Genomic DNA, 21,774 nt, shown 5'->3' with positions numbered 1-21,774 from the left:
AGCCTCGGAGACCCCCATGAAAGCCATTGAGATCACTTCGTACGGCGCCCCCGAGGTGCTGCGCGTCGCTGCGCGTCCCGACCCGGTGGCGGGTGAGGGTGAGCTGCTGATCCGCGTGGCGGCCAGCGGCGTGAATCGCCCGGACGTGCTGCAGCGGATGGGGCACTACCCCGTGCCGCCCGGCGCCTCCGACCTGCCGGGCCTCGAAGTGGCCGGCGAGATCGTGTCGGGCGACGCCAAGGCGTTGGCCGACGCGGGCTTCCAGGTCGGCGACCGCGTGTGCGCGCTGGTCGCCGGTGGCGGCTACGCCGAGTTGTGCGTGGCGCCCGTGGCGCAATGCCTGCCGGTGCCCAAGGGCTGGAGCGACGTCGAGGCGGCCTCGCTGCCCGAGACCTTCTTCACCGTCTGGAGCAATGTGTTCGAGCGCGGCCGCCTGCAAAAGGGCGAGACCCTGCTGATCCAGGGCGGCTCCAGCGGCATCGGCGTCACGGCGATCCAGATCGCCAAGGCGCTCGGTGCGACCGTGATCGTCACGGCCGGCAGCGACGACAAGTGCGAAGCCTGCCTGAAACTCGGCGCCGACCACGCGATCAACTACCGCACGAGCGATTTTGTCGAAGTGGCGAAGCAGCTCACGGGCGGCAAGGGCGTGGACGTGGTGCTCGACATGGTGGCGGGCGACTACGTGGCGCGCGAGGTCGAGTGCCTGGCCGAAGACGGCCGGCTGGTGATCATTGCGGTGCAGGGCGGTGTGAAGAGTGAGATCAACGCGGGCCTCGTGCTGCGTCGTCGGCTCACGATCACCGGCTCGACGCTGCGTCCGCGGCCGGTGGCGTTCAAGGGTGCCATCGCCAAGGCTTTGCGTGAAAAGGTCTGGCCGTTGCTCGAAAGCGGCGCGGTCAAGCCCGTGATCCACAGCACCTATGCGGCAGCAGGTGAGCCCAGCGGCGCGGCCCAGGCTCACGCGCTGATGGAATCGAACCAGCACATCGGCAAGATCGTGCTGACTTGGTGAAGACGAACAACGCGATGACAACCTTCAAGAAACTGATTGCCGGCAACTGGAAGATGAATGGCGGCCTGGCCGCCAACGAGGCGCTGGTGAAGGCCTTGCAGCAAGGGCTGGCCGCCAGCCCTGCAGCCTGCGGTGTCGCGCTGTGCGCGCCTGCGCCGTACTTTGCCCAGCTGCAATCGCTGCTGGCGGGCACGCCGTCGCTGGCCCTCGGTGCGCAGGACATCTCGGCGCACCCGCAAGGTGCATTCACCGGCGAGCAGTCGGCGGCGATGCTGAAGGATTTCGGCGTGCGCTATGCCATCGTCGGTCATTCGGAGCGTCGCCAGTACCACGGCGAAACCGACGATGCCGTGGCCGCGAAGACGGCGGCGGCGCTGGCGAACGGCATCACGCCGATCGTCTGCGTCGGCGAGACGCTGGCACAGCGCGAAGCAGGGCAGACCGAAGAGATCGTCAAGCGCCAGCTGGCCGCGGTGATCCATGTGAATGGCCACTGCATCAGCGAGATCGTCGTGGCCTACGAACCGGTCTGGGCCATCGGCACGGGCAAGACGGCTTCGCCCGAACAGGCGCAGGCGGTGCATGCCGTGCTGCGTGCGCAACTGCACCATGCCGCGAGCGAACACGCCGCGGGCATCAAGATTCTGTACGGCGGCAGCATGAACGCGGCGAATGCCGCCGAACTGCTGGCGCAGGCCGACATCGACGGCGGCCTCATCGGCGGCGCCTCGCTCAAGGCGCCCGACTTTCTGCAGATCATTTCTGCCGCTGCACGCTGATTGCGGCAACGGCAGCCATCACTTAGGAGTAAGAACGAATGAACGTGGTCCTCAATCTTCTGGTCGGCGTGCAAATGCTGGCGGCGCTGGCAATGATCGGCCTGATCCTGATCCAGCACGGCAAGGGTGCCGACATGGGCGCGGCCTTCGGCAGCGGCAGTGCGGGCAGCCTGTTCGGCGCCAGCGGCAGTGCCAACTTCCTCTCGCGCACCACGGCCGTGCTGGCTGCGGTGTTCTTCGCCTGCACGCTGCTGCTGGCTTACTTCAGCCACGCACGTCCTGCGGGCGGCGGCAGCCTGCTGGAGCGCGCAGCCGTGGGGGCGCCTGCTGTACCGGTCGCTCCTGCGACGACTGGCGCTGCGGGCGAAATCCCCGCTGCGGCAGCACCTGCCAAGGCGGCTTCGGCGCCTGTGGCACCCGTTTCGGGCACCGGCCAGATTCCGGCCAAGTAATCAGGTTGTTTTCATGCAGCCGTTCGTGAGAAACGGCTTCATTTCAGGGTAAACTCTAAATCTGTTCAGAAAGCCAAATGCCTCAACGGCACCTCATGCCATCTGGACAGTTAAAAAACCGCGGTCGTGGTGAAATTGGTAGACACGCTATCTTGAGGGGGTAGTGGCGAAAGCTGTGCGAGTTCGAGTCTCGCCGACCGCACCAAATCTCACCGACAGAAGATCTCTTTCCAGAGGCTCTTCTGTCGGTGGCAAGCGGTGAAAATTTCTCGATGAACCTCGATTCCTACCTTCCCGTCCTTTTGTTCATTTTGGTCGGGGTCGGCGTAGGCGTCGCCCCGCAAGTCATCGGATACATCCTCGGGCCCAATCGGCCCGATGCTGCGAAGAACGCGCCCTACGAGTGCGGCTTCGAAGCCTTCGAGGATGCGCGCATGAAATTCGACGTGCGCTATTACCTCGTCGCGATTCTCTTCATCCTCTTCGATCTCGAGATTGCCTTTCTCTTTCCGTGGGCCATTGCGCTCAAGGAAATCGGCGCTGTTGGCTTCTGGGCCATGATGATCTTTCTCGCCATCCTCGTCGTGGGCTTCGTCTACGAGTGGAAAAAAGGCGCGCTCGACTGGGAATGACAAGGAAGCTACACGATGGCCATTGAAGGCGTTCTCAAAGAAGGCTTCGTCACCACGACCTACGACTCGGTCGTGAACTGGGCGAAGACCGGATCTCTCTGGCCGATGACGTTCGGCCTCGCATGCTGTGCGGTCGAAATGATGCACGCGGGCGCTGCCCGCTACGACATCGACCGTTTCGGCATGCTGTTCCGTCCCAGCCCGCGCCAGTCCGATCTGATGATCGTGGCCGGCACGCTGTGCAACAAGATGGCGCCGGCGCTGCGCAAGGTCTACGACCAGATGCCCGAGCCGCGCTGGGTGCTCTCGATGGGCTCCTGCGCGAACGGCGGTGGTTACTACCACTACAGCTATTCCGTGGTGCGTGGCTGCGACCGCATCGTGCCGGTCGACGTCTATGTGCCGGGTTGCCCGCCCACCGCTGAAGCGCTGCTGTACGGCGTGATCCAGCTGCAGCAGAAGATTCGCCGCACCAACACCATTGCCCGCGCCTGAGAGATTGCCGACGATGACTGACTTTGCAATTTCGCCGGAGGTGCTGCGCGCCACCATTGCCGAGACGCTCGGCGCCAAGGCCAAGAGCGTGACGATCGCGCTCGAAGAAGTGACCGTCGTGGTCAGCGCTGCCGACTACATCGATGCGGCGCTGCTGCTGCGCGATGCGCCCGGCTGCCGTTTCGAGCAGCTGATCGACCTGTGTGGCATGGACTATTCCGACTACCGCGAAGGCGAGTGGCAGGGCGAACGCTACGGCGTCGTCTCGCACCTGCTCTCCGTGAGCCTCAACCAGCGCGTGCGCCTGAAGGTGTTCGCGACCAGCGAAGACCTGCCCGTGATCGACTCGCTCCAGCCCGTCTGGAGCGCTGCCACGTGGTTCGAGCGCGAAGCCTTCGACCTGTACGGCATCGTTTTCGATGGCCACGACGACCTGCGCCGCATCCTGACCGACTACGGCTTCATCGGCCACCCGTTCCGCAAGGACTTCCCGGTGTCGGGTCACGTCGAAATGCGCTACGACGAAGAGCAGAAGCGCGTGGTCTACCAGCCGGTCTCGATCGAGCCGCGCGAAATCACGCCGCGCGTGATCCGCGAAGACAACTACGGCGGCGGTTTGCACTGACAGATATGGCCGAAATCAAGAACTACACACTCAACTTCGGTCCCCAGCACCCCGCAGCACACGGCGTGCTGCGCCTGGTGCTCGAGCTGGACGGCGAAGTGATCCAGCGTGCCGACCCCCACATCGGCCTGCTGCACCGCGCGACCGAGAAGCTTGCCGAATCGCGCACCTTCATCCAGTCGCTGCCTTACATGGACCGCCTCGACTACGTGTCGATGATGTCCAACGAGCACGCCTACTGCCTCGCCATCGAGCGGATGATGGGCCTCGATGTGCCGATCCGCGCGCAGTACATCCGCGTGATGTTCGCCGAGATCACCCGCCTGCTGAACCACCTGCTGTGGCTCGGTGCGCACGGTCTGGATTGCGGCGCGATGAACATGCTCATCTACTGCTTCCGCGAGCGTGAAGACCTGTTTGACATGTACGAGGCCGTGTCCGGCGCGCGCATGCACGCGGCGTACTTCCGCCCGGGCGGTGTCTACCGCGACCTGCCGGATTCGATGCCGCAGTATAAGGTCAGCAAGATCAAGAATGCGAAGGCCATCGAGAAGCTCAACGAGAACCGCCAGGGCTCGCTGCTGGACTTCATCGACGACTTCTGCAAGCGCTTCCCGAAGATGGTCGACGAGTACGAGACGCTGCTCACCGACAACCGCATCTGGAAGCAGCGCACCGTGGGCATCGGCGTGGTCACGCCGGAGCGCGCGTTGAACCTGGGCTTCACCGGCCCGATGCTGCGCGGCTCGGGCGTCGAATGGGACCTGCGCAAGAAGCAGCCCTACGACGTCTACGACCAGATGCAGTTCGACGTGCCCGTGGGCAAGACCGGCGACTGCTACGACCGCTACCTGGTTCGCGTGGAAGAAATGCGCCAGGCCAACAAGATCATCCAGCAGTGCTCGGCATGGCTGCGCGTGAATCCGGGTCCGGTCATCACCAGCAACCACAAGGTCGCCGCGCCGGCGCGCGAATCGATGAAGGCGAACATGGAGGAGCTGATCCACCATTTCAAGCTCTTCACCGAAGGCTTCCACGTGCCCGAAGGCGAGGCGTATGCCGCCGTCGAGCATCCCAAGGGCGAGTTCGGCATCTACCTCGTGAGCGACGGCGCCAACAAGCCGTACCGCCTGAAGATCCGCGCCCCGGGCTTCCCGCACCTCGCTGCCCTCGACGAAATGTCGCGCGGCCACATGATCGCCGACGCTGTCGCGGTGATCGGCACGATGGACATCGTGTTCGGCGAAATCGACAGGTGAGAAAGAGCGAATGACGACTTCCTCAACCCATCACCATGACGCGGCGCCCTCGGCGCCGTTGAAGGCTGCCATCCTCGAGCGCTTTGCGCGCGAGGTCGCGAAGTACCCCGAAGCCGGCAAGCAGTCGGCCGTGATGGCCTGCCTGGCCATCGTCCAGCAGGACGAAGGCTTCGTGAGCGTGCAGCGCGAGCGCGAGATCGCCGCCTACCTCGGCATGGCGCCCATCGCCGTGCATGAAGTGACGACCTTCTACAACATGTACAACCAGCATCCGGTGGGCAAGTTCAAGCTCAACGTGTGCACCAACCTGCCGTGCCAGCTGCGCGACGGCGTCACCGCGCTCGTGCACCTCGAGAAGAAGCTCGGCATCAAGATGGGCGAGACCACGGCCGACGGCCTGTTCACGCTGCAGCAGAGCGAATGCCTGGGCGCCTGCGCCGATTCGCCCGTGATGCTGGTCAACGACCGCACCATGTGCAGCTTCATGAGCAACGACAAGCTCGACCAGCTCATCGACGGTTTGCGCAGTGCCAAGCCAGGGGAGGCTTCGTGATGACGCCCGAACAGGTTCTCTCGCAATTCCGGGCCACTGGTGTCCAGACCTGCTTCCATGACCGCCACATCGGCGCTCAGATCTATGCAGGCCTGGACGGCACCAACTGGCACCTGGCCGACTACGAAGCGCGCGGCGGCTACCAGGCGCTGCGCAAGATCCTCACCGAGGGCCTCACGCCCGACCAGGTGATTGCCGAGGTGAAGGCCTCGGGCCTGCGCGGCCGTGGCGGCGCGGGTTTCCCGACCGGTCTGAAGTGGAGCTTCATGCCCCGGCAGTTCCCGGGCCAGAAGTACCTCGTCTGCAATTCGGACGAAGGCGAGCCCGGTACGTGCAAGGACCGCGACATCCTGCAGTTCAACCCGCACATCGTGATCGAAGGCATGGCCATCGCCGCGTATGCGATGGGCATCAGCGTGGGCTACAACTACATCCACGGCGAGATCTTCCAGAGCTACGACCGCTTCGAGGCCGCCCTTGAAGAGGCACGTGCCGCTGGCTATCTCGGCGACAAGATCATGGGCAGCACGTACAACTTCCAGTTGCACGCCGCCCACGGCTTCGGTGCCTACATCTGCGGCGAAGAAACCGCGCTGCTCGAGTCGCTCGAAGGCAAGAAGGGCCAGCCGCGCTTCAAGCCGCCGTTCCCGGCCAGTTTCGGCCTGTACGGCAAGCCGACCACCATCAACAACACCGAGACCTTCGCGGCGGTGCCCTGGATCATCCGCAACGGCGGCCAGGCCTACCTCGAGTGCGGCAAGCCGAACAACGGCGGCACCAAGATCTACTCGGTGAGCGGCGACGTCGAGCTGCCCGGCAACTACGAAGTGCCGATGGGCACGCCGTTCTCCAAGCTGCTCGAGCTGGCCGGCGGCGTGCGCAAGGGCCGCACGCTCAAGGCCGTGATTCCCGGCGGCTCATCGTCGCCGGTGCTGCCGGCCGACATCATGATGGCCTGCACCATGGACTACGACTCCATCGCTAAAGCCGGTTCCATGCTCGGTTCGGGCGCCGTGATCGTCATGGACGACACGCGGTCGATGGTCGAGTCGCTCAAGCGCCTCTCGTACTTCTACATGCACGAGTCCTGCGGCCAGTGCACCCCCTGCCGCGAAGGCACGGGCTGGCTCTACCGCGTGGTGGACCGCATCCACAACGGCCAGGGCAAGCCCAGCGACATGCAGCTGCTGGACTCCGTGGCCGGCGACATCATGGGCCGCACCATCTGTGCGCTCGGCGATGCGGCAGCCATGCCCGTGCGCGCCATGATCAAGCACTTCCGCCATGAGTTCGAGGCCCTGATCCCGGGTCACGTCCCGACGGCGCCCGTCAAGGCCTGAGTGCGAGAAGAAACACAGACATGATCGAAATCGAACTCGACGGCAAGAAGGTCGAAGTGACCGAAGGCAGCATGGTGATGCATGCGGCCGAAAAGGCGGGCACGTACATTCCGCACTTCTGCTATCACAAGAAACTCAGCATCGCGGCCAACTGCCGCATGTGCCTGGTCGACGTGGAAAAAGCGCCCAAGCCGATGCCGGCCTGCGCCACGCCCGTCACGCAGGGCATGATCGTTCGCACCAAGAGCGACAAGGCCATCAAGGCCCAGCAGTCCGTCATGGAGTTCCTGCTGATCAACCACCCGCTGGACTGCCCCATCTGCGACCAGGGCGGCGAGTGCCAGCTGCAGGATCTGGCCGTGGGCTACGGCGGTTCTTCTTCGCGTTACGAAGAAGAAAAGCGCGTCGTGTTCCACAAGGACGTCGGCCCGCTGATCAGCATGGAAGAAATGAGCCGCTGCATCCACTGCACGCGCTGCGTCCGTTTCGGCCAGGAAGTGGCCGGCGTGATGGAGCTGGGCATGTCGCACCGCGGCGAGCACTCCGAAATCGAAACCTTCCTCGGCGACTCGGTCGACTCCGAGCTGTCGGGCAACATGATCGACATCTGCCCGGTCGGCGCGCTCACGAGCAAGCCCTTCCGCTACAGCGCCCGCACCTGGGAACTGTCGCGCCGCAAGTCGGTGAGCCCGCACGATTCCACCGGTGCCAACCTGATCGTCCAGGTCAAGAACAACCGCGTGATGCGCGTGGTGCCGCTGGAGAACGAAGACGTCAACGAATGCTGGATCGCCGACCGCGACCGCTTCTCGTACGAAGCGCTCAACGGCACGGAACGCCTGACGCAGCCCATGCTGAAGCAGGGCGGCCAATGGCAGCAGGTCGACTGGCAGACGGCGCTCGAGTACGTTGCCAACGGCCTCAAGCAGATCAAGACCGACCACGGTGCGCAAAGCATCGGCACGCTGGTCAGCCCGCACAGCACGCTCGAAGAGCTGCAGCTCGCCGCCATGCTTACGCGTGAACTGGGCAGCGACAACATCGACTACCGCCTGCGCAACGCCGAGTTCTCGGCCTTCGAAGGCGTGCGCTGGCTCGGCACCTCGATCGCATCGCTCACGCAAGTGCAGCGCGCGCTGGTCGTCGGTTCGAACCTGCGCAAGGAACACCCGCTGTTCGCACAGCGCATCCGCCAGGCCGTGCGCAAGGGCGCCGCGCTGTCGGTGATCACCTCGTCCAGCCTCATGGCCGACCGCGGTGCCTGGGCCATCGACGTGGCGCAAGCGTCGATCGTCGAGGCCGACCAGTGGGTCGAGGCGCTGGCCGCCGTGGCTGCGGCCATCGGCCAGACCAACGGCGCTACCGCGCCGCTGGCACCGAAGAACGCACCTGACGCTACCGCGCAAGCCATCGCAGCCTCGCTGCTGAGCGGCGAGCGCAAGGCCATCCTGCTCGGCAATGCCGCCGCGCACCACGCGCAAGCCAGCAGCCTGCTGGCCCTGGCGAACTGGATCGGCGCACAAACCGGCGCCACCGTCGGCTACCTGACCGAAGCGGGCAACACCGTGGGCGCACAGCTCGTCGGCGCCTTCCCGCAGAACGGCGGCCTCGATGCCGGCCGCATGCTCGCTGCCAGCTCCGGCCTCAAGGCCGTGCTGCTGCTGAACACCGAGCCGGTGTTCGACTCGGCCGCCGGTGCTGCCGCCGCCGATGTCATCGGCAATGCGCAGATGGTGGTCACGCTGAGCCCATTCAAGGCCAACCTCGAGTTCAGCGACGTGCTGCTGCCCATCGCCCCGTTCACCGAAACGCCCGGCACCTTCGTCAATGCCGAAGGCCGCCTGCAGGGTTTCCATGCCGTCGTGAAGCCGCAAGGCGAAACGCGTCCGGCGTGGAAGGTGCTGCGCGTGCTGGCGAACCTGCTCGGCCTGCCGGGCTTCGCCTTCGAATCGACCGCCGAGGTGCTGGCCACCGTCGGTGACAAGGGCACCGTGCCGGCGAATGCGCTGAGCAACGCCACCTCTGCCAAGGCCGTCGCGGCCAGCGGCGCCGTGGCTGCGCCCGTGGTCGCGAGCATCTACCAGCTCGACTCGATCGTGCGCCGCGCACCGTCGCTGCAGCTGACCGCCGACGCGCGCAACAGCGCACAGGCCGCACCCGCTCGTGCCGAGGAGGCCCTGGCATGATCGACGCAATTCATGGCTTCGGCCAGGGGCTGGTCGCCGCAGGCTGGTGGACGTCCGTCGTCTGGCCCGTGGTCTGGACGCTGATCAAGATCATCGTCGTCGTGATCCCGCTGATGCTGGCCGTGGCGTACCTCACGCTGTGGGAACGCAAGGCCATCGGTTTCACGCAGATCCGCGTGGGACCGAACCGCATCGGGCCGCTGGGCCTGTTGCAGCCGATCGCCGACGCGCTCAAGCTGATGACCAAGGAAATCATCCTTCCGACGGTCGCCAACAAGGGCCTGTTCCTGCTCGGCCCGATCATGACCATCATGCCGGCGCTGGCCGCATGGGCCGTGATTCCCTTCGGTCCCGACGTGGCGCTGGCCAACATCAACGCCGGCCTGCTGTTCGTGATGGCCATCACCTCGCTCGAGGTGTACGGCGTGATCATCGCCGGCTGGGCGTCGAACTCGAAGTACGCCTTCCTGGGCGCACTGCGCGCCTCGGCACAGATGGTGAGCTACGAAATCGCGATGGGCTTCTGCTTCGTCGTGGTGCTGATGGTCACGGGCAGCCTGAACATGTCCGACATCGTGACGGTGCAGGGCAAGGGCATGTTCCATGACTTGGGGCTGGGCTTCCTCTCGTGGAACTGGCTGCCGCTGCTGCCGATCTTCGTCGTGTACTTCATCTCGGGTCTCGCCGAAACCAACCGCCACCCGTTCGACGTGGTGGAAGGCGAATCCGAAATCGTGGCCGGCCACATGATCGAGTACTCGGGCATGAGCTTCGCGATGTTCTTCCTGGCCGAGTACGCCAACATGTGGCTCGTCTCGATCCTGACCGTGGTGCTGTTCCTCGGTGGATGGCTGCCGCCGTTCGAGTTCCTGAGCTTCATTCCGGGCTGGATCTGGCTGGGCCTGAAGACCTTCTGCGTGGTCACCATGTTCCTGTGGGTGCGCTCGACGTTCCCGCGCTTCCGCTACGACCAGATCATGCGTCTGGGCTGGAAGATCTTCATTCCCGTCACCCTGGTGTGGCTGGTCGTGGTCGGTGGCTGGATGCAGACGCCGTTCAACATCTGGAAATAAGCAGGAAGCGACGACATCATGACTGCTTCACACACCGCCGGAGGGCTCGGGCGCACCTCCAAGCTGGCCTCCGCACCGTTCTCGCTCAAGGACTTCCTGGGCAGCTTCATGCTGTTCGAACTGTTCAAGGGCCTGGCCATCACGGGCAAGTACGCCTTCGCGCGCAAGATCACCGTCCAGTTCCCCGAAGAGAAGACGCCGCTGTCGCCGCGCTTTCGCGGCCTGCACGCGCTGCGCCGCTACGAGAACGGCGAAGAGCGCTGCATCGCCTGCAAGCTGTGCGAGGCCGTGTGCCCCGCGCTGGCGATCACCATCGAATCCGACGTGCGTGACGACGGCTCGCGCCGCACCACGCGCTACGACATCGACCTGACCAAGTGCATCTTCTGCGGCTTCTGCGAAGAGAGCTGCCCGGTCGACTCGATCGTCGAGACGCACATCTTCGAATACCACGGCGAAAAGCGCGGCGACCTGTACTTCACCAAGGACATGCTGCTGGCCGTGGGCGACCGCTACGAAAAAGAAATCGCGGCGAACAAGGCGGCCGACGCCAAGTACCGCTGAGCCGGCTCCGCTCGAAACCCGTACCAATCGAATTCCAATGGACGTCAAGACCGGTCTGTTCTATCTGTTTGCCGCGGTGCTGCTGTTTGCAGCCTTCCGCGTCATCACCTCCCGCAACCCCGTGTACGCCGCGCTGTACCTGGTGCTGGCTTTCTTCCAGGCCTCGGCCATCTGGCTGCTGCTGCGCGCCGAGTTCCTGGCGATCTCGCTCGTGCTGGTGTACGTCGGCGCCGTGATGGTGCTCTTCCTGTTCGTCGTGATGATGCTGGACATCGACGTCGACGGCCTGCGGGAGGGCTTCTGGAAGCACTTCCCGCTGGCGGCCGGCATCGGCGCGCTCATCGCGCTTGAAATGGCCGCCGTGCTCATGGGCGGCTTCCGCCTGGGCGAAGGCCCGCGCGCCATGGCGACGACCTCGCCCAACAGCTCGAACACGCTCGAGCTGGGCAAGCTGCTGTACTCCGAATACCTCTATCCGCTGGAAATCGCCGCGGTCATCCTGCTGGTGGCCATCATTGCCGCCATTGCACTGACGCTGCGCACCCGCAAGGACAGCAAGTACGTCAACCCGTCGGACCAGGTGCGCGTGAAGGCGCGCGACCGCGTGCGCATCGTGCAGATGCCCGTCACGCGTGCGGCCGAGCCGGTGGTTGAGGCCCCGGCAGCGGATGCCGCTGCAAAGGAAAACAAGGCATGACGCTCACGCTCGGACACTTTCTCTCGCTCGGCGCGATGCTCTTCGCGCTGTCGGTGATCGGCATCTTCCTGAACCGCAAGAACCTGATCGTGCTGCTGATGGCCATCGAACTGATGCTGCTGGCGGTCAACATGAACTTCGTGGCCTTCTCGCACTACCTGGGCGACATGCACGGCCAGATCTTCGTGTTCTTCATCCTGACGGTGGCGGCGGCCGAATCGGCCATCGGCCTGGCGCTGCTGGTCCTGTTGTTCCGCAACAAGTCCAACATCAACGTCGACGAACTCAACTCGCTCAAGGGTTGACAGCAGTATGAGCGCAACCCTTTCCGCATCCACCTTGCTGGCCGTGCCGCTGGCACCCCTGGTCGGCGCCGCACTTGCCGGCCTGTTCGGCACGAAGTTCGGCGGCAACCACATCGGCCGCAAGGTCACGCATTCGCTGACCATCCTGGGCGTGTTCGTCGCCTTCGTGATCTCGGCGATGACGCTGAAGTCGGTCATCGTCGACGGCGCCCGCTTCAACCAGACCATCTACGAATGGATGATGGTCGGCGGCCTGAAGATGGAAGTCGGCTTCCTGGTCGACGGCCTCACGGCCATGATGATGTGCGTCGTGACCTTCGTGTCGCTGATGGTCCACATCTACACCATCGGCTACATGGAAGAAGACGACGGCTACAACCGCTTCTTCTCGTACATCTCGCTCTTCACCTTCTCGATGCTGATGCTCGTCATGAGCAACAACATGCTCCAGCTGTTCTTCGGCTGGGAGGCGGTGGGCCTGGTGTCGTACCTGCTGATCGGCTTCTGGTTCAACAAGCCCACGGCCATCTTCGCGAACATGAAGGCCTTCCTGGTCAACCGCGTGGGTGACTTCGGCTTCATCCTGGGCATCGGCCTGATCGCCGCCTACGCCGGCACGCTGAACTACGGCGAAGCCTTCGCCAAGGCGCACACGCTGGCCGGCATCACCTTCCCGGGCACCGAGTGGATGCTCATCACGGTGATCTGCATCTGCCTGTTCATCGGCGCGATGGGCAAGAGCGCCCAGTTCCCGCTGCATGTGTGGCTGCCCGACTCGATGGAAGGCCCGACCCCCATCTCGGCGCTGATCCACGCGGCGACCATGGTGACGGCCGGCATCTTCATGGTGGCGCGCATGTCGCCGCTGTTCGAGCTGAGCGACACGGCCCTGAGCTTCATCCTCGTGATCGGCGCCATCACCGCGCTGTTCATGGGCTTCCTGGGCATCATCCAGAACGACATCAAGCGCGTGGTCGCGTACTCGACGCTCTCGCAGCTGGGCTACATGACGGTGGCGCTCGGTGCCTCGGCCTACTCGGTCGCGGTGTTCCACCTGATGACGCACGCGTTCTTCAAGGCGCTGCTGTTCCTCGGCGCGGGCTCGGTGATCATCGGCATGCACCACAACCAGGACATCCGCTGGATGGGCGGCGTGCGCAAGTACATGCCCATCACCTGGATCACCTCGCTGCTGGGTTCGCTCGCGCTGATCGGCACGCCGCTGTTCTCGGGCTTCTACTCGAAGGACAGCATCATCGAGGCCGTGCACGAAAGCCACCTGTGGGGCGCGCAGTTCGCCTACTACGCGGTGCTGGCCGGCGTGTTCGTGACGGCGTTCTACTCGTTCCGCATGTACTTCCTGGTCTTCCACGGCAAGGAACGCTACGACCAGAACCCCGACGCGCACCATGACGACCATGCGCACGACGCGCACGGACACGACGACCATGGCCATGGCCACGACGCCCACAAGCCGCACGAATCGCCGATGGTGGTCTGGCTGCCGCTGGTGCTGCTGGCGATCCCCTCGGTGGTGATCGGCTTCATGACCATCGACCCGATGCTGTTCGGCAGCTTCTTCAAGGACGCGATCTTCGTCGACGGTGCCAAGCACCACGCGATGGGCGAGCTGAAGGAAGCCTTCCACGGCCCGGTCGCCATGGCGATCCACGGTCTGCAGACCGCACCGTTCTGGCTGGCACTGGCCGGCGTGGCGCTGTCGTACTACATGTACATGATGAACCCGGCGCTGCCGGCCGCCATCAAGCGCGCCTTCAGCCCGATCTACAACCTGCTCGAGAACAAGTACTACCTCGACTGGATCAACGAGAACATCCTCGCCCGCGGTGCGCGCCTGCTCGGCACGGGCCTGTGGAAGGGCGGCGACCAGGCGCTGATCGACGGCGCGCTCGTCAACGGTTCCTGGAAGGTGGTGGGTCGCGTGGCCGGCGTCGTGCGCTGGCTGCAGTCGGGCTTCATCTACCACTACGCCTTCGCGATGCTGCTGGGCATCTTCATCCTGATGACGTACTTCGTCTGGTTCAAACGTTGAGCCCGAACGCTGGAGAAAAAGAAAAATGGGTTTGTTGAGCCTTGCCATCTGGGTGCCGATCGCATTCGGCGCCGTGCTGCTGGCGTTTGGCCGCGACGAGCACGCCAAGGGCGTGCGCTGGGTCGCGCTCGTCGGTGCCATCGTGAGCTTCCTGGTCACGGTGCCGCTGTTCACGCGCTTCCAGAACGGAACCGCCGCGATGCAGTTCGTCGAGAAGACGAGCTGGATCTCGCGCTTCAACGTCAACTACCACCTGGGCATCGACGGCATGTCGCTGTGGCTGGTGCTGCTGACCTCGTTCATCACGGTCGTGGTCGTGATCTCGGCCTGGGAAGTGATCACCGAGCGCGTGAACCAGTACATGGGCGCGTTCCTGATCCTGTCGGGTTTCATGATCGGCGTGTTCTCGGCGCTCGACGGCATCCTGTTCTACGTGTTCTTCGAAGCCACGCTGATCCCGATGTACCTGATCATCGGCATCTGGGGCGGCCCGAACAAGATCTACGCGGCGTTCAAGTTCTTCCTGTACACGCTGCTCGGCTCGCTGCTCATGCTGGTCGCGCTGATCTTCCTGTACAACAAGTCGGGCGGCAGCTTCGACATCCTGAGCTGGCACAAGCTGCCGCTGGGTTCGACCGCGCAGACCTTCCTGTTCTTTGCCTTCTTCGCGGCCTTCGCCGTCAAGGTGCCGATGTGGCCGGTCCACACCTGGCTGCCCGACGTGCACGTCGAGGCCCCCACGGGCGGTTCGGCCGTGCTGGCCGCGATCATGCTGAAGCTGGGTGCCTACGGTTTCCTGCGCTTCTCGATGCCCATCGCGCCTGACGCTTCGCACGAGTGGGCGTGGCTCATGATCGCGCTGTCGCTCATCGCCGTGATCTACGTGGGCCTGGTGGCGCTGGTGCAGCAGGACATGAAGAAGCTGGTGGCGTACTCGTCGGTGGCCCACATGGGCTTCGTGACGCTGGGCTTCTTCATCTTCAACGAGCTCGGCGTGTCCGGCGGTATCGTGCAGATGATTGCCCACGGCTTCGTGTCGGGCGCCATGTTCCTGGGCATCGGCGTGCTGTACGACCGCGTGCACTCGCGCCAGATCGCCGACTACGGCGGCGTGGTCAACACCATGCCCAAGTTCGCCGCGTTCGCGCTGCTGTTCGCCATGGCCAACTGCGGCCTGCCGGGCACCGCCGGTTTCGTGGGCGAATGGATGGTGATCCTGGGCGCCGTCAAGGCCAACTTCTGGGTCGGCCTGGGCGCTGCCACCGCACTGATCTTCGGCGCTGCCTACACCCTGTGGATGTACAAGCGCGTGTACCTGGGCCCGGTCGGCAACGACCACGTCAAGGAACTGAAGGACATCAACGCCCGCGAATTCCTGATGCTCTCGCTGCTGGCGATCGCCGTGCTGTGGATGGGCCTGTATCCGAAGCCTTTCACCGACGCGATGGATGCCTCCGTCGTCGAGCTTCTGCGCCACGTGGCGATTTCGAAGCTGCCCGTCTGATGCCACGCTGAAGAAGAGAACGAGATGATTGACAAACTCAGCTGGGTGACGATCTACCCCGAAATCGTGTTGCTGGTCATGGCCTGCATCATTGCGCTGGTCGACCTGTCGGACACGAGCCCGCGCCGCACCCGCACCTACATCCTGACGCTGCTCACGCTGGCGGCGGTGGCCGTGCTGACCGGCCTGGCCGCTGTCGGTGGCAAGACCTCCTACGGCTTCGGCGGCATGGTGGTGAGCGACACGATGGGCAACTGGCTCAAGTGCTTCGCCTCGCTGGCCCTGATGGTGACGCTGGTCTACGGCCGTCCCTACGCGGCCGACCGCGAGATGCTGCGTGGCGGCGAGATGTTCACGATCAGCATGCTGGCGTTGCTGGGCATGTTCGTGATGATCGGCGGCAGCAACTTCCTGCTGATCTACCTCGGCCTGGAACTGCTCACGCTCTCGAGCTACGCGCTCGTGGCGCTGCGCCGCGACAACGCGGTGGCCAGCGAAGCCGCCATGAAGTACTTCGTGCTCGGCGCCATGGCCAGCGGCTTCCTGCTGTACGGCCTGTCGATGATGTACGGCGCCACCGGCTCGCTCGACCTGAACGAAGTGTTCAAGGCGATCTCGACCGGCAAGGTGAACCACCAGGTGCTGGTGTTCGGCCTGGTCTTCATCGTGGCCGGCCTGGCGTTCAAGGTCGGTGCCGCACCGTTCCACATGTGGGTGCCCGACGTCTACCAGGGCGCGCCGACGGCGATCACGTTGCTGATCGGCGCCGCGCCCGAGCTGGCTGCCTTCGGCATCATCATCCGCCTCCTGGTCGACGGCCTGCAGCCGCTGGCCATCGACTGGCAGCAGATGCTCGCCGTGCTGGCGGTGGCGTCGCTGGTGATCGGCAACCTGGCCGCCATTGCGCAGAGCAACCTCAAGCGCATGCTGGCCTACTCGACCATCGCGCAGATGGGCTTCATGCTGCTGGGCCTGGTGGCGGGTTCCGACCTGCAGGGCACGCAGAACGCGCAGGCCGCCTACAGCGCCGCGATGTTCTACGTCGTGACCTACGTGCTGACCACGCTGGCGAGCTTCGGCATCATCCTGCTGCTGGCGCGCGAAGGCTTCGAAAGCGAAGAGATCACCGACCTGGCCGGCCTCAACCAGCGCAGCCCGCTGTACGCCGGCGTGATGGCCATCGCGATGTTCTCGCTGGCCGGCCTGCCGCCACTCGTTGGCTTCTACGCCAAGCTGGCCGTGCTGCAGGCGCTGATCGCCTCGGGCGCCGCCATCTACATCGGCCTGGCCGTGTTCGCCGTGATCACCTCGCTGATCGGCGCGTTCTACTACCTGCGCGTGGTCAAGGTCATGTACTTCGACGCGCCCGTCACGGCGACCACCGTGTCGGCCTCGTTCGACGTGCGCACCGTGCTCACGATCAACGGCGCACTGATCCTGATTCTTGGCGTGCTGCCCGGCGGTCTGATGACGCTGTGCTACGACGCCATCGCGGCCACGCTGGCCCACTGACGCGGCCCGCAGACGGTGTCGCAAACCGCGTCGGTCTGGGTGGTGCTGCTGGTGGCCCTGGTGGCCGCCAACCTGCCGTTCCTGAATGAGCGCCTGTTCGGGGCGGTGCCGCTGTCGACCGCGCACAAGTCGCTCGCCATCCGCTTCGGCGAACTGGTGGTGCTGTACTTCATCGCCGGCGGCATCGGCCTGCTGTTCGAGCGCAGGGCAGGGCAGATCGCTGCGCAGGGCTGGGAGTTCTACGCGGTGACGGCCTCGCTGTTCGTCGTGCTGGCCTTCCCGGGGTTCACCTGGCGCTACCTGATGAAGCACAGGCACTGACCGACATGACTTCTCCCGCCCCCGATTCGCATCTGAAGGAAGCGCTCGTCAGCAGCGAAGAGCTCTTCAAGGGCAAGTTCCTGCACGCCAAGCGCGACACCATCCGCCTGCCCGACGGCCACAACGCCACGCGCGAGTACGTGGTGCACCCCGGTGCGGTGGTGGTGATTCCGCTGCTCGACGACGGTCGCGTGGTGCTGGAGCGCCAGTTCCGCTACCCGGTGGACCGCGTGATCGTGGAGTTTCCCGCGGGCAAGCTCGACGCTGGCGAAGATCCGCTGCTGTGCGGCCAGCGCGAACTGCTCGAGGAAACCGGCTACTCCGCGCGCGAATGGGCGCATGCCGGCGCCACGCACCTGGCGGTGGCGTACTCGACCGAGATCATCCACATCTACTTCGCACGCGGCCTCTCGCTGGGCGAGCGCCAGCTCGACCACGGCGAGTTTCTCGACGTGTTCACCGCCACGCCGCAGGAGCTCATCGGCTGGTGCCGCGACGGCACCGTGACCGACGCGAAGACGCTCACCTGCGCCCTGTGGCTGCAGAACGTCCTGTCGGGCGCATGGGCACTGGATTGGCAGGCCGCAGCCTCGCAAGGCGGCGCGGGATAATCCGCGCATGAAGGTCCTCGATCTCCGCTGCACGCACGGCCACGGCTTCGAGGGCTGGTTTGCGTCCAATGAAGCGTTCGACAGCCAGCTCGCCAGCGGCCTCGTCGAGTGCCCGGTCTGTGGCGACACCGCCATCGTCAAGCTGCTGAGCGCGCCCCGCCTGAACCTGAGCAACGCCAAGGCGCCGAAGGAAGAAGGGCGCGGCGACGCGGCCCGCGCGCCGGCGGCACCCGCAACGCCTTCCACGCAAGTATCCGCATCCTCGACTTCGCCCGAAGCCCGCTGGATGCGCGCCGTGCGCGAAGTGCTGGCCAAGACCGAAGACGTCGGCGACCGCTTTGCCGACGAGGCGCGCAAGATGCATTACGGCGAAACCGCCGAGCGCGGCATCCGCGGCCAGGCCACACCGGAGCAGACCGAGGCGCTGCTCGATGAAGGCATTCCGGTGATGGCGCTGCCGATTCCGGCGGCGCTGAAAGAAACCCTGCAGTAACCGGCCGGCTCGACGACGAGCCAGTCCGGCCCGGCCCGCTCAGGCCGTGAACTGCAGCGCGGCCAGCCGCGCGTACACGCCGCCTTGCGCCACCAGCGCCGCGTGCGTTCCCTGTTCGACGATGCCGCCGTGGTCCAGCACGATGATGCGGTCGGCCTTCTGCACGGTCGCCAGGCGGTGGGCGATCACGAGCGTGGTGCGGTTTTCCATCGCCGATTCGAGCGCGGCCTGCACCATGCGCTCGCTCTCGGCGTCGAGCGCGCTGGTGGCTTCGTCCAGCAGCAGCAGCGGCGGGTTCTTCAAAATGGCCCGCGCGATGGCGATGCGCTGGCGCTGGCCGCCCGACAACCGCACGCCGCGTTCGCCCAGGAAGGTGTCGTAGCCCTCGGGCAAGGCCTGCAGGAAGTCGTGTGCGAAGGCGGCGCGCGCCGCGGCGTGCACCTCGTCGGCGCTGGCCTCGGGCCGGCCGTAGCGGATGTTCTCCAAGGCGCTGGCCGAGAAGATCACCGCGTCCTGCGGCACGAGGCCGATGCGGGTGCGCAGGTCGTGCAGCGCAAGCGCGTCCAGCGACGCACCGTCGAGCACGATGCGGCCCGACTGCGGGTCGTAGTAGCGCAGCAGCAGCTGGAACACCGTGCTCTTGCCCGCGCCGCTCGATCCCACCAGCGCCACGGTTTCGCCAGGCGCGATGTCCAGGCTGAAATCGCGCAGCGCCGGCGTGCCCGGCCGCGAGGGGTAGTGGAAGGTGATGGCGTCGAAGCGGATCGCGCTGCCCGCAGCGGGAACCGGCGCGACTGCCGGCCGTGCGGGCGAGGCGATGGCCGTCGGCGCGTGCAGCAGTTCCATCAGGCGCTCGGTGGCACCGGCGGCGCGCAGCAGGTCGCCGTACACCTCGCCGAGCACCGCGGTGGCGCTCGCCAGGATCGCCACGTAGACCACGGTCTGGCCCAGGTGGCCGGCCGTGATGTCGCCGCGCAGCACGGCCTGCGTGCCTTCGTACAGGCCCCAGAGCAGGGCGGCCGAGGTGGCAATGATGATGAAGGCCACGAGCACCGAGCGCGCGCGCGTGCGGCGCACGGCGGTATGGAAGGCGTTCTCGGTCGAGCCCTTGAAGCGGTCGGCCTCGCGGCCTTCGGCCGTGTAGCTCTGCACCACCGGAATGGCGTTCAGCACCTCGGCCGCGATGGCGCTCGAGTCGGCCACGCGGTCCTGGCTGGCGCGCGACAGCTTGCGCACGCGGCGGCCGAACCACATGCTCGGCAGCACCACCAGCACCAGGATGCCCAGCACCTGCACCATCACATAAGGGTTGGTCCAGACCAGCACCGCCAGCGCGCCCACGCCCATGACGGCGTTGCGCAGGCCCATGCTCAGCGACGAGCCGACCACCGTCTGCACCAGCGTGGTGTCGGCCGTGAGGCGCGACAGCACCTCGCCGGTCTGCGTGGTCTCGAAGAAGGCCGGGCTCTGCTGCAGCACATGGCCGTAGACCGCGTTGCGCAGGTCGGCCGTGACGCGCTCGCCGAGCCAGCTCACCGTATAGAAGCGCGCGGCCGAAAACAGGCCCAGCGCCACGGCCACCGCGAAGAGGGCGCCGAAGTGCTCGCGCAGTGCCATGGTCTGGGCGCCCTTGTCGGCGCTGACCAGGCCGCCGTCAATCAGGCTGCGCAGGGCGATAGGGAAAGCCAGCGTCGTGACCGCCGCCATCACCAGGAAGACCCCCGCCAGCACGATCTGCACGCGGTAGGGGCGAAGGAAGGGGCGCAACCCCGACAGCGAGCGGGGCGAACCCTTGGCTGCGGAGGACGACGGAGGGGAAGAAGCCATGGGCGCGAATTCTACCGAGCCCTTGCCCCCACAAAGGTCGCCTTGACAGTAATTGCCATGACAACTAATATTTCGGCCATGAGCGATGCCCCCATTTCCCCGGTCCCTCCGACGCCCGACGAGGCCGTGCGCCCGCCGGTCGCCTTCTATCGCGCCGAGGACTACCGCGCCGAAGAGAGCATCGGCTACCTGATGCGCCGCATCGTCACGTCCGTCGGCCAGACCGTCGGCACGCGCATGTGCGAGCCCGGCAGCCCCACCTACCCGCAGTGGGTGCCGCTGTACAAGCTGCACGTCGGCGCCGCCACCACCGTGGCCGAACTGGCCCGCGCCTGCGAACTCGACACCGGCGCCATGACGCGCCTGCTCGACCGCCTCGAGGCCAAGGGCCTGTGCCGGCGCGTGCGCTCGCTCGAAGACCGCCGCGTGGTCAACATCGAACTCACCGACGAAGGCCGTGCGGCCGCGAAGGAAGTGCCCTATGTGCTGAGCCGGGTGCAGAACGAGTACCTGGCCGGTTTCAGCCTCGAAGAATGGGAGCAGCTCAAGGACTACTTGCGCCGCATCCTCGACAACGCACAGGGCCTCGCGGCCCGTGGAGAGAAGAATGACTGAGTCTTTCGCCGTGCGCGCGCTGCGCCGCACGCCTGTCGTGGCCGCCGCGCTGGCGGTGGTCACGCTCGCCGGTTGCGCCGACATGGCCGGCATCGGCTCGCACGCCACGCTGCGCGATGCGACCACGCTCGGCATCGCGGCCGACCCCGCGCGCGCGTCCGTGCCCAGCCTGGACAGCCAGTGGTGGCAGGCCTTCGGCGACAGCCAGCTCAATGCGCTGGTCGACCAGGCCGTGGCCGGCAACCCGAACCTGCAGGTCGCGCGTGCGCGCCTCGTGCGTGCGCAGGCCTCGGCGGACATCGCCGGTGCGGCGCTGCTGCCCAAGGTCGGCGCCGACCTCAACCTGAACCGCCAGAAGTTCAACAGCAACTACATCTACCCGGCGCCGCTGGGCGGCTCGACGCAGAACATCGGCCTGCTGCAGCTGGGCGCGAGCTGGGAGCTCGACTTCTTCGGCAAGAACCGCAGCGCGCTCGACACCGCCCTCGGCGCGGCCAACGCGGCAGCGGCCGACGCCGATGCCGCGCGCGTGCTGCTCGCGAGCAACGTGGCGCGCAGCTACTTCCAGTGGGCGCGCCTGAACGAACAGGTCGAAGTGGCCAAGCGCACGCTGGCCCAGCGCGACGAGACCTTCAAGCTGGTGCGCGACCGCGTCTCGGCCGGCCTCGACACCCGCCTCGAACTGCGCCAGAGCGAAGGCGGCCTGCCTGAAGCCCGCCAGCAGATCGAAGCGCTCAACGAGCAGATCGCGCTGCAGCAGCACGCACTCGATGCGCTCGTGGGCCAGCCCAACGTGTCGGCCTCGCTGAAGCCGCCGGTGCTCGCCGGCGTGAAGCCGATGGCGCTGCAGGCGAACATCCCGG

General features: G+C 65.7%; 23 protein-coding genes and 1 tRNA gene. 23 read left to right on the top strand and 1 reads right to left on the bottom strand.

Annotation, left to right across the window (positions count from 1 at the left end):
• Window positions 1-16: 16 nt before the first annotated feature.
• The 21 genes from VBO01S_RS14525 (at window position 17) to VBO01S_RS14425 (ending at window position 18,469) form a co-directional block, all read left to right on the top strand.
• Complete coding sequence (locus VBO01S_RS14525) at window positions 17-1,015, top strand: NAD(P)H-quinone oxidoreductase (protein ID WP_062475420.1); 999 nt, start codon at window positions 17-19, stop codon at window positions 1,013-1,015.
• A 14-nt stretch (window positions 1,016-1,029) separates the two neighbouring features.
• The gene (gene tpiA, locus VBO01S_RS14520; protein WP_159276095.1) at window positions 1,030-1,794 is read left to right on the top strand and encodes a triose-phosphate isomerase; all 765 of its coding nucleotides are present in this window, start codon (window positions 1,030-1,032) and stop codon (window positions 1,792-1,794) included.
• A gap of 38 nt (window positions 1,795-1,832) precedes the next feature.
• Window positions 1,833-2,246, top strand: coding sequence for a preprotein translocase subunit SecG (gene secG / locus VBO01S_RS14515; protein ID WP_062475415.1), 414 nt, complete (start codon window positions 1,833-1,835; stop codon window positions 2,244-2,246).
• A gap of 120 nt (window positions 2,247-2,366) precedes the next feature.
• Window positions 2,367-2,451: transfer RNA gene (locus tag VBO01S_RS14510), tRNA-Leu, on the top strand.
• A 67-nt stretch (window positions 2,452-2,518) separates the two neighbouring features.
• Complete coding sequence (locus VBO01S_RS14505) at window positions 2,519-2,878, top strand: NADH-quinone oxidoreductase subunit A (protein ID WP_055805154.1); 360 nt, start codon at window positions 2,519-2,521, stop codon at window positions 2,876-2,878.
• A 15-nt stretch (window positions 2,879-2,893) separates the two neighbouring features.
• On the top strand, window positions 2,894-3,373 hold the full coding sequence (locus tag VBO01S_RS14500; protein WP_007837763.1) for a NuoB/complex I 20 kDa subunit family protein: 480 nt from the start codon (window positions 2,894-2,896) through the stop codon (window positions 3,371-3,373).
• Window positions 3,374-3,386: 13 nt separating this feature from the next.
• Window positions 3,387-3,998, top strand: a complete 612-nt coding sequence (locus VBO01S_RS14495) for an NADH-quinone oxidoreductase subunit C (RefSeq protein WP_062475411.1) — start codon at window positions 3,387-3,389, stop codon at window positions 3,996-3,998.
• Window positions 3,999-4,003: 5 nt separating this feature from the next.
• Entirely contained in the window at window positions 4,004-5,257 is a 1,254-nt protein-coding gene (locus tag VBO01S_RS14490; protein WP_062475408.1) for an NADH-quinone oxidoreductase subunit D, read from the top strand.
• 10 nt (window positions 5,258-5,267) lie between these two features.
• Window positions 5,268-5,810, top strand: a complete 543-nt coding sequence (locus VBO01S_RS14485) for an NADH-quinone oxidoreductase subunit NuoE family protein (protein ID WP_062475406.1) — start codon at window positions 5,268-5,270, stop codon at window positions 5,808-5,810.
• Window positions 5,810-7,150, top strand: coding sequence for an NADH-quinone oxidoreductase subunit NuoF (nuoF, locus tag VBO01S_RS14480; protein WP_062475403.1), 1,341 nt, complete (start codon window positions 5,810-5,812; stop codon window positions 7,148-7,150). The genes VBO01S_RS14485 and nuoF overlap by 1 nt, the downstream gene beginning before the upstream one ends.
• Window positions 7,151-7,170: 20 nt before the next feature.
• Window positions 7,171-9,336 carry an NADH-quinone oxidoreductase subunit NuoG gene (gene nuoG, locus VBO01S_RS14475; protein ID WP_062475400.1) on the top strand — a complete coding sequence of 722 codons (2,166 nt, stop codon included), beginning with the start codon at window positions 7,171-7,173 and terminating at the stop codon, window positions 9,334-9,336.
• Window positions 9,333-10,409: an NADH-quinone oxidoreductase subunit NuoH gene (nuoH, locus tag VBO01S_RS14470; protein ID WP_062475397.1), complete on the top strand. Its 1,077-nt coding sequence runs from the start codon at window positions 9,333-9,335 to the stop codon at window positions 10,407-10,409. Before nuoG ends, nuoH begins: the two co-directional genes overlap by 4 nt.
• An 18-nt stretch (window positions 10,410-10,427) precedes the next feature.
• Window positions 10,428-10,973 (top strand): NADH-quinone oxidoreductase subunit NuoI, encoded by a 546-nt coding sequence (gene nuoI / locus VBO01S_RS14465; protein ID WP_062475395.1) that lies wholly within the window; start codon window positions 10,428-10,430, stop codon window positions 10,971-10,973.
• A 37-nt stretch (window positions 10,974-11,010) separates the two neighbouring features.
• Window positions 11,011-11,670, top strand: a complete 660-nt coding sequence (locus VBO01S_RS14460; protein ID WP_062475392.1) for an NADH-quinone oxidoreductase subunit J — start codon at window positions 11,011-11,013, stop codon at window positions 11,668-11,670.
• Window positions 11,667-11,975, top strand: coding sequence for an NADH-quinone oxidoreductase subunit NuoK (nuoK, locus tag VBO01S_RS14455; RefSeq protein ID WP_007837741.1), 309 nt, complete (start codon window positions 11,667-11,669; stop codon window positions 11,973-11,975). Before VBO01S_RS14460 ends, nuoK begins: the two co-directional genes overlap by 4 nt.
• Window positions 11,976-11,982: 7 nt before the next feature.
• Window positions 11,983-14,028 (top strand): NADH-quinone oxidoreductase subunit L, encoded by a 2,046-nt coding sequence (gene nuoL / locus VBO01S_RS14450; protein WP_062475389.1) that lies wholly within the window; start codon window positions 11,983-11,985, stop codon window positions 14,026-14,028.
• Window positions 14,029-14,053: 25 nt separating this feature from the next.
• Window positions 14,054-15,532 carry an NADH-quinone oxidoreductase subunit M gene (locus tag VBO01S_RS14445; RefSeq protein ID WP_062475386.1) on the top strand — a complete coding sequence of 493 codons (1,479 nt, stop codon included), beginning with the start codon at window positions 14,054-14,056 and terminating at the stop codon, window positions 15,530-15,532.
• A 24-nt stretch (window positions 15,533-15,556) separates the two neighbouring features.
• Window positions 15,557-17,044: an NADH-quinone oxidoreductase subunit NuoN gene (gene nuoN, locus VBO01S_RS14440; protein WP_062475383.1), complete on the top strand. Its 1,488-nt coding sequence runs from the start codon at window positions 15,557-15,559 to the stop codon at window positions 17,042-17,044.
• Window positions 17,045-17,059: 15 nt separating this feature from the next.
• Window positions 17,060-17,365, top strand: a complete 306-nt coding sequence (locus VBO01S_RS14435; RefSeq protein ID WP_062475381.1) for a DUF2818 family protein — start codon at window positions 17,060-17,062, stop codon at window positions 17,363-17,365.
• 5 nt (window positions 17,366-17,370) lie between these two features.
• Window positions 17,371-17,976, top strand: a complete 606-nt coding sequence (locus VBO01S_RS14430; RefSeq protein ID WP_062475370.1) for an NUDIX domain-containing protein — start codon at window positions 17,371-17,373, stop codon at window positions 17,974-17,976.
• Window positions 17,977-17,983: 7 nt separating this feature from the next.
• On the top strand, window positions 17,984-18,469 hold the full coding sequence (locus tag VBO01S_RS14425) for a DUF1178 family protein (protein WP_062475367.1): 486 nt from the start codon (window positions 17,984-17,986) through the stop codon (window positions 18,467-18,469).
• Window positions 18,470-18,508: 39 nt separating this feature from the next.
• On the opposite strand, the gene VBO01S_RS14420 is transcribed toward VBO01S_RS14425, so the two are convergent.
• Window positions 18,509-20,296 (bottom strand): ABC transporter transmembrane domain-containing protein, encoded by a 1,788-nt coding sequence (locus VBO01S_RS14420; protein WP_062475364.1) that lies wholly within the window; start codon window positions 20,294-20,296, stop codon window positions 18,509-18,511.
• A 78-nt stretch (window positions 20,297-20,374) separates the two neighbouring features.
• Here VBO01S_RS14420 and VBO01S_RS14415 point away from each other — a divergent pair, with 78 nt between their 5' ends.
• Entirely contained in the window at window positions 20,375-20,911 is a 537-nt protein-coding gene (locus tag VBO01S_RS14415) for a MarR family winged helix-turn-helix transcriptional regulator (RefSeq protein WP_062475361.1), read from the top strand.
• A partial coding sequence (locus VBO01S_RS14410; protein WP_169805054.1) for a TolC family protein occupies window positions 20,904-21,774 on the top strand: 871 nt, incomplete at its 3' end. The genes VBO01S_RS14415 and VBO01S_RS14410, both read left to right, overlap by 8 nt.

It is taken from the genome of Variovorax boronicumulans NBRC 103145 (assembly GCF_001591345.1).
In the GTDB taxonomy this organism is placed as follows: Bacteria; Pseudomonadota; Gammaproteobacteria; order Burkholderiales; family Burkholderiaceae_C; genus Variovorax; species Variovorax boronicumulans.
This window is presented reverse-complemented; position numbering and strand designations above follow the sequence as displayed.

Bases quoted from the DNA above. Each gene is read 5' to 3' on its own strand.
- VBO01S_RS14525 (WP_062475420.1), top strand. From the start codon at position 17: ATGAAAGCCATTGAGATCACTTCGTACGGCGCCCCCGAGGTGCTGCGC.
- tpiA (WP_159276095.1), top strand. From the start codon at position 1,030: ATGACAACCTTCAAGAAACTGATTGCCGGCAACTGGAAGATGAATGGC.
- secG (WP_062475415.1), top strand. From the start codon at position 1,833: ATGAACGTGGTCCTCAATCTTCTGGTCGGCGTGCAAATGCTGGCGGCG.
- VBO01S_RS14505 (WP_055805154.1), top strand. From the start codon at position 2,519: ATGAACCTCGATTCCTACCTTCCCGTCCTTTTGTTCATTTTGGTCGGG.
- VBO01S_RS14500 (WP_007837763.1), top strand. From the start codon at position 2,894: ATGGCCATTGAAGGCGTTCTCAAAGAAGGCTTCGTCACCACGACCTAC.
- VBO01S_RS14495 (WP_062475411.1), top strand. From the start codon at position 3,387: ATGACTGACTTTGCAATTTCGCCGGAGGTGCTGCGCGCCACCATTGCC.
- VBO01S_RS14490 (WP_062475408.1), top strand. From the start codon at position 4,004: ATGGCCGAAATCAAGAACTACACACTCAACTTCGGTCCCCAGCACCCC.
- VBO01S_RS14485 (WP_062475406.1), top strand. From the start codon at position 5,268: ATGACGACTTCCTCAACCCATCACCATGACGCGGCGCCCTCGGCGCCG.
- nuoF (WP_062475403.1), top strand. From the start codon at position 5,810: ATGACGCCCGAACAGGTTCTCTCGCAATTCCGGGCCACTGGTGTCCAG.
- nuoG (WP_062475400.1), top strand. From the start codon at position 7,171: ATGATCGAAATCGAACTCGACGGCAAGAAGGTCGAAGTGACCGAAGGC.
- nuoH (WP_062475397.1), top strand. From the start codon at position 9,333: ATGATCGACGCAATTCATGGCTTCGGCCAGGGGCTGGTCGCCGCAGGC.
- nuoI (WP_062475395.1), top strand. From the start codon at position 10,428: ATGACTGCTTCACACACCGCCGGAGGGCTCGGGCGCACCTCCAAGCTG.
- VBO01S_RS14460 (WP_062475392.1), top strand. From the start codon at position 11,011: ATGGACGTCAAGACCGGTCTGTTCTATCTGTTTGCCGCGGTGCTGCTG.
- nuoK (WP_007837741.1), top strand. From the start codon at position 11,667: ATGACGCTCACGCTCGGACACTTTCTCTCGCTCGGCGCGATGCTCTTC.
- nuoL (WP_062475389.1), top strand. From the start codon at position 11,983: ATGAGCGCAACCCTTTCCGCATCCACCTTGCTGGCCGTGCCGCTGGCA.
- VBO01S_RS14445 (WP_062475386.1), top strand. From the start codon at position 14,054: ATGGGTTTGTTGAGCCTTGCCATCTGGGTGCCGATCGCATTCGGCGCC.
- nuoN (WP_062475383.1), top strand. From the start codon at position 15,557: ATGATTGACAAACTCAGCTGGGTGACGATCTACCCCGAAATCGTGTTG.
- VBO01S_RS14430 (WP_062475370.1), top strand. From the start codon at position 17,371: ATGACTTCTCCCGCCCCCGATTCGCATCTGAAGGAAGCGCTCGTCAGC.
- VBO01S_RS14425 (WP_062475367.1), top strand. From the start codon at position 17,984: ATGAAGGTCCTCGATCTCCGCTGCACGCACGGCCACGGCTTCGAGGGC.
- VBO01S_RS14420 (WP_062475364.1), bottom strand. From the start codon at position 20,296: ATGGCTTCTTCCCCTCCGTCGTCCTCCGCAGCCAAGGGTTCGCCCCGC.
- VBO01S_RS14415 (WP_062475361.1), top strand. From the start codon at position 20,375: ATGAGCGATGCCCCCATTTCCCCGGTCCCTCCGACGCCCGACGAGGCC.